This window comes from Neobacillus vireti, assembly GCF_036962465.1.
Taxonomy (GTDB): Bacteria; Bacillota; Bacilli; order Bacillales; family Cytobacillaceae; genus Neobacillus; species Neobacillus vireti_B.
Window position 1 is genome coordinate 1 of record NZ_JBALNF010000079.1, and the last position, 1,132, is coordinate 1,132.

Here is a 1,132-nt window from a genome sequence, read left to right on the forward strand (position 1 = left end):
TAGTTCTCCACCCTTTGCCCACCAAAGAACCTCATCATCCCTATGAAACGTTTCTCCATGAGTACAGTATCCACCCAGTACCATAACAGTCCAAAATCTGTGAACCATTTCAAAGCCCGAAATATTTCCCCAACTTGGTTCAATGTTTCCTTCATATTTACACTCATCAATCAAAACGGGCTTTTTATATTGATCTCTGAACATTTTTGTTTTTTGAACACTATTTGTCTGAATAGAGCAGTGGGTAATCCATGATTTCGATGCATCGTAGACTTTTAGGCAGTTATGGTTGGATAACAAATGGTGATAAGGATCTTCACTACTAATAAACTTGCCGAAGGACTCCCAATCTTCTTCATTCTTATTAAAAACCAAATCATACTCATTGGCTAAACTCCACCAAATGTTTCTGAAGGCTGCCAACCTTCTTACACAATAGTCAAGATACGTCAGATTATCCTCTCGGCTTAAGTTCGCAAACCCCCATCTGTCATATGGATGGAATAAAATTAAATCAGCCTCAATACCTAAATGTAAAAGTGCTGTTAATTGATTCTCTAAATGTTCCCAGAATGCATTGTTTGGCAGGTTTACGTCCCAATTGCCTGCTCCATCTTTCTCGAAAGGAAATAGTTCAGGATCATTATTGTTATACATAAAACTTTTAGGAAACACACACATACGTACCTTATTAAATGGACTTCGGGACAGTGTTTCGATTGTCTTTTCGATAAGATTCGTTGGTTGATGAATCCAAGAATATAATGTCGTTCCGATTGGAATATATCTGGTAGTGTCGGCATAATGAAAATTCATACCATTGACCATCACAGGCCCATGATTATTTGCTGTTTCCCTAATACATTCAAAATCCCCAGATTCTCTAATTTCTTCTGAAGCTTTGAGGCTTAATTCATAATGCCAGATACCTTCTTCGTCAGGCATAAAGCGAACTAAATATTCACCATTGCCATTGTAGAATCCCTTAATGTTAACCTCTTTGTCCTCTTTTATAAAGGTTCCAGTAAAATCCACCTTAACTTTGGTAGTAGATGGCTCCGGGCCTTTAATACTTCTCTCAAATATATTATATTTTTCTATTTGTCTCATATAATGCTCTCCTCTCTATTTT

Annotated in this window: 1 protein-coding gene; it reads right to left on the reverse strand. The window is 36.9% G+C overall.

Features of this window, described 5'->3' with window-relative positions; translation table 11 throughout:
• On the reverse strand, positions 1–1,110 hold a 1,110-nt coding region (locus V7077_RS26045; RefSeq protein WP_335507372.1), incomplete at its 3' end, for a DUF5060 domain-containing protein.
• Positions 1,111–1,132 lie beyond the last annotated feature (22 nt).